This is a genomic window from Methylopila musalis, from assembly GCF_042679725.1.
GTDB classification, from domain to species: domain Bacteria; phylum Pseudomonadota; class Alphaproteobacteria; order Rhizobiales; family Methylopilaceae; genus Methylopila; species Methylopila musalis.
In genome coordinates this window covers 1-8,241 of record NZ_JBHTMX010000129.1, presented here as the reverse complement: position 1 = coordinate 8,241, position 8,241 = coordinate 1, and the positions used below count along the sequence as shown (strand labels likewise).

Annotated in this window: 7 protein-coding genes and 1 tRNA gene; 3 read left to right on the top strand and 5 right to left on the bottom strand. The window is 70.2% G+C overall.

The window, feature by feature from the left end; all coding sequences use genetic code 11:
• Positions 1-981, top strand: a 981-nt coding sequence (locus tag ACFQ4O_RS12635) for an acyl-CoA dehydrogenase (RefSeq protein WP_378776050.1), incomplete at its 5' end; no start/stop codon positions are given.
• A gap of 128 nt (positions 982-1,109) precedes the next feature.
• Here ACFQ4O_RS12635 and ACFQ4O_RS12630 read toward each other — a convergent pair.
• Positions 1,110-2,126, bottom strand: a complete 1,017-nt coding sequence (locus ACFQ4O_RS12630; RefSeq protein WP_378776049.1) for an LLM class flavin-dependent oxidoreductase — start codon at positions 2,124-2,126, stop codon at positions 1,110-1,112.
• Positions 2,127-2,332: 206 nt separating this feature from the next.
• Between ACFQ4O_RS12630 and ACFQ4O_RS12625 the strand changes: the two genes are divergently transcribed.
• Positions 2,333-3,250: an MBL fold metallo-hydrolase gene (locus ACFQ4O_RS12625; RefSeq protein WP_378776048.1), complete on the top strand. Its 918-nt coding sequence runs from the start codon at positions 2,333-2,335 to the stop codon at positions 3,248-3,250.
• A gap of 105 nt (positions 3,251-3,355) precedes the next feature.
• Here the strand turns inward: ACFQ4O_RS12625 and ACFQ4O_RS12620 are convergent, their stop codons facing one another.
• Together ACFQ4O_RS12620 and ACFQ4O_RS12615 are read right to left on the bottom strand one after the other, a co-directional pair.
• Entirely contained in the window at positions 3,356-3,943 is a 588-nt protein-coding gene (locus ACFQ4O_RS12620; RefSeq protein WP_378776047.1) for a transglutaminase-like cysteine peptidase, read from the bottom strand.
• A gap of 395 nt (positions 3,944-4,338) precedes the next feature.
• A complete protein-coding gene (locus ACFQ4O_RS12615) occupies positions 4,339-6,483 on the bottom strand; it encodes a heavy metal translocating P-type ATPase (RefSeq protein WP_378776046.1) in 2,145 nt (714 codons plus the stop codon).
• Between the two features lie 66 nt (positions 6,484-6,549).
• On the opposite strand from ACFQ4O_RS12615, the gene ACFQ4O_RS12610 reads away from it, so the two are divergent.
• Complete coding sequence (locus ACFQ4O_RS12610) at positions 6,550-6,984, top strand: MerR family transcriptional regulator (protein WP_378776045.1); 435 nt, start codon at positions 6,550-6,552, stop codon at positions 6,982-6,984.
• A 6-nt stretch (positions 6,985-6,990) separates the two neighbouring features.
• Here the strand turns inward: ACFQ4O_RS12610 and ACFQ4O_RS12605 are convergent.
• Together ACFQ4O_RS12605 and ACFQ4O_RS12600 are read right to left on the bottom strand one after the other, a co-directional pair.
• Positions 6,991-7,066 (bottom strand) — tRNA-Thr (locus ACFQ4O_RS12605).
• A gap of 229 nt (positions 7,067-7,295) precedes the next feature.
• Positions 7,296-8,054: a peptidase gene (locus ACFQ4O_RS12600; protein ID WP_378776044.1), complete on the bottom strand. Its 759-nt coding sequence runs from the start codon at positions 8,052-8,054 to the stop codon at positions 7,296-7,298.
• Positions 8,055-8,241 lie beyond the last annotated feature (187 nt).

Genomic DNA, 8,241 nt, shown 5'->3' with positions numbered 1-8,241 from the left:
GGCCGGGGGCTGGAGGACGCCGCCCGGGTCATCGGCGCGCTGGGGCAGGCGGAGCCCGCCACCGCGCTGATCGTCGCCATGCAGTACATCTCGCTGGCGTCGGTGGCCGAAAGCGCGTGGCCGCTGGCGCTGAAGCGGGAGACGACGGCGGCGGCGGCCGGCGAGGGCGCGCTGCTGAACGCGTTGCGGGTCGAGCCGGACCTCGGAACGCCGTGGCGGGGCGGGCTGCCCGCCACGATCTTGCGCCGAACGGACGGCGGCTGGCGCCTGTCCGGCCGCAAGACCTACTCCACCGGCTCGCGGGCGCTGACCTGGGGCATCGTCTGGGCGCGCACCGACGAGGACGTTCCGCGCGTTGGCAACGTGCTGGTTCCGCTCGCGGGCGACGGCGTGCGCGTTCACGACAGCTGGGACCATCTCGGCCTGCGCGCCACCAACAGCCACGACGTGATCTTCGACGACGCGCCTGTGTCCGACGACCGCGCCGCGGACCTGCGCACGCCGGAGGCCTGGGCGGCGGCGCCCGAGGCGCTCGGCGCGGTGTGGATCTGCGTGCTGCTCGCGGCGCTCTACGACGGCGTGGCGCGCGCGGCGCAGGCGTGGACGATCGGCTTTCTCCGCGCCCGGACGCCGAGCAATCTTGGCGCGCCGCTCGCCACCCTGCCGCTGCCCCGGCACGCGATCGGCGAGAACGAGGCCCAGCTCGCGCTCCACCGCAGGCTGATCCTCTCCGCCAGCCGCGACTGGGACCGCGACCGCTCGCTGACGCTGACGGAGGCGGGGCAGATCAAGGTCGCCGTCACCGAGGGGGCGATCGCCGTCACCGAGCGTGCGTTGCGGTTGACCGGCAACCACGGCCTGTCGCGCGCGAACCCGCTGGAGCGCCACCACCGCGACGTGCTCTGCGGCCGCATCCACAGCCCCCAGAGCGACATGGTGTTCGCCGGCGCCGGCCGGCTGGCCCTGACCGGCGACGACTGAGCCGCCGTCGGTCAGGCGAAAGCGAGGCCTCATATTTGCGTCGCAAGGCCGAATCCGGTCGGCTCCACAAAGCCAGAACCCGTGACGCCGCTTTCGCCCGGCGCACGGCAGGATCGTTCATGTGATAGTCAGCGCCAGCCGAGAGCCGGGGCGACATGCGTAAGAACGGCCTCAAGCACATGAGCGTTGTACGCGACGCCGAGCTGGTTTGGGACAGTGAGCAGCAATGTGTCGGCTTCCGCGATCGCCTCGTCCGCCTTCAGCTGGTCGACGAGCTCGTCCGGTTCCGCCGCGTAGGAGCGGCCGAATACGGCCCGCATGTCGTCGATGATCCCGATCTGATCGCTGTCCTGTCCGCGACCGAAATAGGCCCGGTCCAGGTCGTTGACGATCGCGAAGATCGACCGCGAAACCGAAACGCGCGGTTGTCGTGCATGGCCGGCGTCCTTCCATGCCTGCTTGTAAATCCGGATCTGCTTCGCCTGCTGAACGTGGAATGGCTCGCCGGTCTCGTCTTTCTTGAGAGTGGAGCTTTGCAGGTTCATGCCCTGTGTCGCCGCCCACACCGCTGTGGCGTTCGACGCGGAGCCCCACCAGATGCGGTCGCGCAACCCTTCCGAATGCGGCTCGATGCGGAGAAGACCGGGCGGATTTGGAAACATGGGACTTGGATTCGGCTGGGCGAAGCCTTCGCCGCGGATGACATCGAGAAACGTCTCGGTGTGACGCCGGCCCATATCGGCGTCGCTCTCGCCCTCCGCAGGCGCATAGCCGAAATGCCGCCAGCCCTCGATCACCTGCTCGGGCGAGCCGCGGCTGACGCCAAGTTGCAGGCGTCCTCGGGATATGAGGTCGGCCGCACCGGCGTCCTCCGCCATGTAAAGCGGGTTCTCGTAGCGCATGTCGATGACGCCGGTGCCGATCTCGATTCTGCGCGTTCGCGCGCCGACCGCCGCGAGCAGCGGGAACGGCGACGCGAGCTGCCGCGCGAAATGGTGGACGCGGAAATAGGCTCCGTCGGCCCCCAACTCTTCCGCCGCGACCGCAAGATCGATCGATTGCAGCAGGGTGTCGCCCGCCGAGCGGCTTTGAGACTGTGAAGACGGCGACCAGTGTCCGAAGGACAGAAAGCCGATCTTGAGCAAAATTCACCTCGACCTGAGCAAGAAGCGTCCCACCGGACTGAACGTTAACATGCCGGCCGGCGAGTCACGCGGCCGCGGGCCTGGGAGGGCCGACGCGCGACGCCGCGTCTCGGCTCGCCATCGCCTTGATCGACCCTCGGCGCCTGCGGCGCGCCTGACGCTGTCTCTGCCTTTTCGGGCGCGCGGGCGGGCGGTATGACGTGGTCATGAGCGATAATCTGACCTTCGACCGCAGCCGTGACGCCGAACCGGGGGTGGCGGTGGAGGTCGCGCCGGGGGTGCGGCGGGTGCTGGCGCCCAATCCTTCGCCCTTCACCTTCACCGGCACCAACACCTATGTGGTCGGGCGCGGGCGGGTCGCGATCGTGGATCCGGGGCCGCGCTCTGAGGCCCATCTCGCGGCGCTGCTCGCGGCCGTGAAGAGCGAGACCGTGGAGGCGATCGTCGTCACCCACAGCCATCTCGACCATGTGGGCGGGCTTGCGGCGCTTCAGGCCGCGGTTGGCGCGCCGGTCTACGGCGCCGGGCCGCACCGGCCGTTCCGCGCGCTGGAGGAGGGCGAGGGCGCCCTGCTCGACGCCTCCTCGGACGGCGCCTACCGGCCGGACGTGGGGGTCGCCGACGGCGAGACCATCTCGGGCGACGGCTGGGCGCTCACCGCCGTCGCGACGCCCGGGCACACCGCCAACCATCTCGCCTTCGCGCTGCCGGGCGCCGGGACGCTGCTTTCCGGCGATCATGTGATGGCGTGGTCCACCTCGATCGTGGCGCCGCCCGACGGCGCGATGGCGCCCTACATGGCGTCGCTGCGCAAGCTGATGGCGCGGGACGAGGACGTCTATCTGCCCGGCCACGGGCCGCGGCTCGCCCAGGCGCGCACCTTCGTGCGCCATCTCGTCGGCCACCGGCTGATGCGCGAGACCGCGATCCTCGCCCGGCTGAAGGAGGGCGAGCGCCGCGCGCCGGATCTGGTCGCGGAGCTCTATCGCGGGCTCGATCCGGGGCTGGCCGGCGCGGCGGCGCTGTCGGTGTTCGCCCATCTCGAAGATCTGGTCGCGCGCGGGCTTGCGGAGACGGACGGGACGCCCCGGCTCGGCGGCGTCTACCGGCTGGGGCGGGGCTGAAAACGGCGAGGCCGGCGCCGCTTGCGCGGGCCGGCCTCTGGCGCTGTCCGGTCGGGGACGGGGTGGGGACGGGTGACCGGACCGCGTGTTCCAACTCTCAGGTGATCAGGGCGCGGTGGCGACGCCCACCGGGCCGATGCCGTCGCCGAGCAGAACCCACTGGTTCACGTCCGACTGGGACTGGCGCTTCACAAAGGTGTAGCCGGTCTCGACCCAGGGCTTGACCTCTTCGGCCTGGTTGTCGAGGGCGTAGTCGCCGCGGTCGGTGACGACGGTGAGCACGGCGTGGCCGTCGCCCTTCAGGTCGCGCACCACGGTGATCAGCAGCGCCTGACGCGGCCAGCCGGCCTCGATCAGCGCCCGGCGCTTCAGCAGCACGTAATCCTCGCAGTCGCCCTTGCCCTCGGTCGGGTAGGTCCAGAGCTCCTCGACGCCGTAGAGCTCCATGTCGGTGACGGGGGCGATCTCGGCGTTGATGGCGCGGTTCACCCGGTCGAGCTCCGCGAGGCGGGCGGCGGTCAGCTTCACGCGCACCGGCTTCGCTGCCTTCACGGCGCAGTCGCTGGCGAAGGCCTTGCAGAACTGCAGCCAGCCCATCGGCGGCTTAGCCCCGCCGATCACCTCCATGGCGGTGGACTGCGCCACCTTGACCGTCTGGGAGGCCGCCGGCGACAGGGTGAATCCGCTGGTCATCAGTCCAAACAGAATATAAACGGCGCTCTTCTTGAAAACGTTTGCCATTGGTGTCTCCCGTCCTGTCCCGGGAAAGACCATCTCATAGCGGGTTTGAAGTCAGTCTAAATGAAGAAGCGCAGTTTTATATTCGATGTTTGCTTTTCATAAATGAAATGGAGACGAGTTATTTACGGATAGAGAGCATAAAGCGTTTACCACGACAGATATTCGCAAGGGCATCAGGCGATCATTTGGTTCGCCAAAAGTTAACGCGCGGCGGCCGAAACGGGGGTCGATTTGGAAAACGTTCACCTTAAGGAGCGTTACCCATGCGGCCCTGCACGACGAAGGCCCGCCGCCCTTGCGGGCAGGCGGGCCTTTGGCCTCGGTTCAGGCAGGTCGTGGGTCGCGGCTCAGGCGGGCTCGTAGCGCAGCAGGCGTAGGGCGTTCGCGGTGACGAGCACGGTGGCGCCGGTGTCGGCGAGGATCGCCATCCACAGCGGGGCCCAGCCGGCCAGCGTCGCCACGAGGAACAGGGCCTTGAGCCCGAGCGCCAGACCCACGTTGACGTGGATGTTGGAGAGCGTGGCCCGCGACAGCGCCACGAGATCCGCGACGCCCGAGACCCGGTCGCTGAGCAGGGCCGCCTCCGCCGTCTCCAGCGCCACGTCGGTTCCGCCGCCCATGGCGACGCCGACGGAGGCGGAGGCGAGCGCCGGGGCGTCGTTCACGCCGTCGCCCACCATGGCGACCGGGCCGTCGCGGCGCAGCTCCGCGATGGCGGCGAGCTTGTCCTGCGGCAGCAGCTCGGCCCGGTGCTCCACGCCGAGCGCGCCCGCGATGGCGGCGGCGGCGCGGGCGTTATCGCCGGTCAGCATGATGGCGCGCAGGCCCTGCGCCTTCAGCCGGGCCATGGCCTCGGATGCGTCCGGGCGCAGCGTGTCCTGCAGCGCCACGAGGCCGATCAGCCGGTCGCCCTCGCCCACCGCCACCACCGTCTTGCCCTCGGATTCGAGCGCGGCCACCCGCTCGGCCGCCGCGGCGGTGAGAAGGCCCTTTTCGGCCGCCTGACGGGGCGAGCCCACGGTGACGAAGCCGGACAGCACACGGGCGGTCACGCCCTTGCCGGGCGCGGCCGCGCCGCCGAAGGCGTTGGGGATGGGGAGGCCGCGCGCCTCCGCCTCCTCGACGATGGCGCGGCCGAGCGGGTGGCTGGAGCCGCGCTCCACCGCCGCGGCCTTGGCGAGGGCCTCGTCCTCAGAGCCGTCGATCGCGGCCACGTCCACCACGCGGGGGCGGCCTTGTGTCAGGGTGCCGGTCTTGTCGAAGGCGATCGTCGTCACCCGGCCGAGCGTCTCCAGCGCGGCGCCGCCCTTCACCAGCAGGCCCCGCCGCGCTCCGCCCGCGAGCGCCGAGGCGATGGCGGCGGGCGTGGAGATCACCAGCGCGCAGGGGCAGGCGATCAGCAGCACCGCGAGGCCGCGATAGATCCAGGTGCGCCAGTCGCCGTCCGCCAGCAGCGGCGGCAGCACGATGACGAGCAGCGCGAGCCCCATGGCGGCGGGCGTGTACCACCGGCTGAAGCGCTCGATGAAGCGGGCGGTCGGGGCCTTGGTCGCCTGCGCGTCCTCCACCAGAGCGACGATGCGGGCGATGGTGTTGTCCGACGCGGTGCGGGTGATGGCGACGCGCAGTTCGCCGTTGGCGTTGACGCTGCCGGCGTAGACGGTCGCGCCCGGCGCCTTGGGAACGGGACGGGACTCGCCGGTGATCGGCGCCTCGTCGACCTCGGACACGCCCTCCTGCACCACGCCGTCGGAGGGCACCCGGTCGCCGGGGCGCACCAGCGCCAGATCGCCGATGACGAGTTCGGACGCCGGCACGGTCTCCACGGCGTCGCCGCGGATGCGGCGCGCGACGTTCGGCATCAGCGCCACCAGCGCCTTGACGCCGGCCCGCGCGCGGCTCGCCGCGATCCCCTCCAGCAGCTCGCCGACCGCGAACAGGAACACCACCACCGCCGCCTCCGGCGCCTCGTCGATGGCGAGGGCGCCGAGCGCCGCCACCGTCATCAGCGTCTCGATGCTGAAGGGCGTGCCGTTGAGCGCGCCGACGACCGCCCGCCGCGCCACGGGAACGAGCGCCACCAGCGCCGCGACCACATAGGGCCAGCCCGCCCATTGCGGCTCCACCAGCGACACGCCCCAGGCGAGCGCCAGCAGCGCGCCGGAGACGAGGGCATTGACGCCCTTGGCCGTTCTCCACCATGGGCGATCGTCGGACGCGCCGTGGTCGTGATCGTGCCCGTGGCCGTCGTGCGCGGAGGCTCCGGGAGCAGACGCCTCCAGCGCGCGGAAGCCGAGCGCGTTCACCTTTGAGCGGATGGTCTCCCGGCTGGTGCGGTCCTCGTCGACCGAGACCAACAGGGAGGCGGCGGTCACGCTCACCTCCACCTCCGCCACGCCCGGCAGGCGCCGCAGGGCGGTTTCGATTTTCGCGGCGCAGGACCCGCAGTCCATGCCTTCGATACGGAACTTCAGAGCGCTTGCGGCGGCCATGGCGTCACCTCGACAAATCCGACGTGACGCCCGATATGGACCCTGTAGCAACTACAGGGTCAAGCCATGCCCGACATGCTGTCGATCGGCGAGCTGGGACGCGCCGCGGGCGCCAAGGTGGAGACGGTGCGCTATTACGAGCGCATCGGCCTGCTGGCGCCGCCGCGCCGCACCGCCGGCAACTACCGCGCCTATGACCGCAGCCATCTCAACCGGCTGAGCTTCATCCGCCGTTCGCGCGATCTCGGCTTCTCGCTGGAGCAGGTGCGGGCGCTGCTCGACCTCGCCGACCAGCGGGACCGCCCCTGCGAGGCGGTGGACGCGATCGCCAGCAGCCATCTCGCCGAGGTGAAGCGCAAGATCGCCGACCTGACGGCGCTGCGCGACGAACTGGAGGCCATGGTGCGCCAGTGCGGCCACGGCGCGGTGCGCGACTGCGGCATCATCGAAGCGCTGTCGCCCGAAACCGGCGGCGCGGTTCCCGCGCCCAAGGGCGGATGAGGGAAGTGGTGCCGCGTGCAGGGATCGAACCCGCGACCCCCTGATTACAAATCAGGTGCTCTACCAACTGAGCTAACGCGGCGAATTTCCAGTTTCGCGCAAGTCCTTTTCAAGTCCTACGCATTGACGATCGATTACGACATCAGCCCTGCAGCTCACCAAACCGTGGCGCGGCCGATGTGCTGTTCCGGCTCACGCGCGCCGGCCCTTAAGTCCGGCGACGCTGAGATGTGTGCTTCGCCCAATCGGCGCATGGGGTCAAGCGCCGGAAGGGGAGGGCGAAGCCGCGGGCGGAGCGGCTGTCCGCCGGGTCAGATGTCGCCCGGGACGTTCTGGCCGTAGGGAGGGCGCGGAATGTCCATGTGGGCGGTGCGCAGCGCCTGCGACCAGCGGGCGCGCAGGTCGAGGAAATAGGGCTCGTTCGGCTCGATCCGGTATTCCAGCTCGGGCGTCAGCGCGTCCTTGCGCAGCACCAGCACGTCGATGGGCGGCCCGACGCCGAGGTTCGAGCGCATGGTCGAATCCATGGAGATCAGGCCGATCTTCAGGGCGTCATAGAGGTCGGTGTCGTAGGTGACGGCGCGGTCGAGGATCGGCTTGCCGTATTTGTGCTCGCCGATTTGGAAATAGGGCGTGTCCGGCGTCACCTCGATGAAGTTGCCGGCGGCGTAGATCATGAACATCCTGAGCCGCCCGCCGGCCACCTGGCCCGCGAACAGGAGCTGCACGTCGAAGCGCGCGGTCATCTGTTCGAGGCTCGCGCCGTCGAGCCGCCACACCTCCCGCACCGCGCGGCCGATGAGCTGCGCCGCCTTGAACATGGTGGGCTGGTTCTCGAGCGTGTCGAGTTCGCCGGTCTCGGGGTTCTCCAGCCCTTCCGCCAGCAGGCTGAGCACCGACTGGCTGACGGAGAGGTTGCCGGAGGTGGCGATCGCCAGCACGCGCTGGCCGGTCTGCGAGATGATCTTCAGCTTGCGGAACACGGCGATGTTGTCGATGCCCGCATTGGTGCGGGTGTCGGCGATCATCACCAGTCCCTCGCGAACGAGTATGCCGACGCAATAGGTCATCAGATTCTGCAACCTCAGGAACCGCAAGCGGCGCGACGCTAGCAACTTGGGCCCCGACTCGCCACGCCGAAGGGGGCCGGCGCCCGAATTGGCCCCGGGCCGTGACATTTCGGCGGTCAGCGCCCGGCGGAGCCGCCGTCGAGCGGGGGCAGGCCGGTCCGGCGCGCAGGCGCGGGCCGCGCTCGGC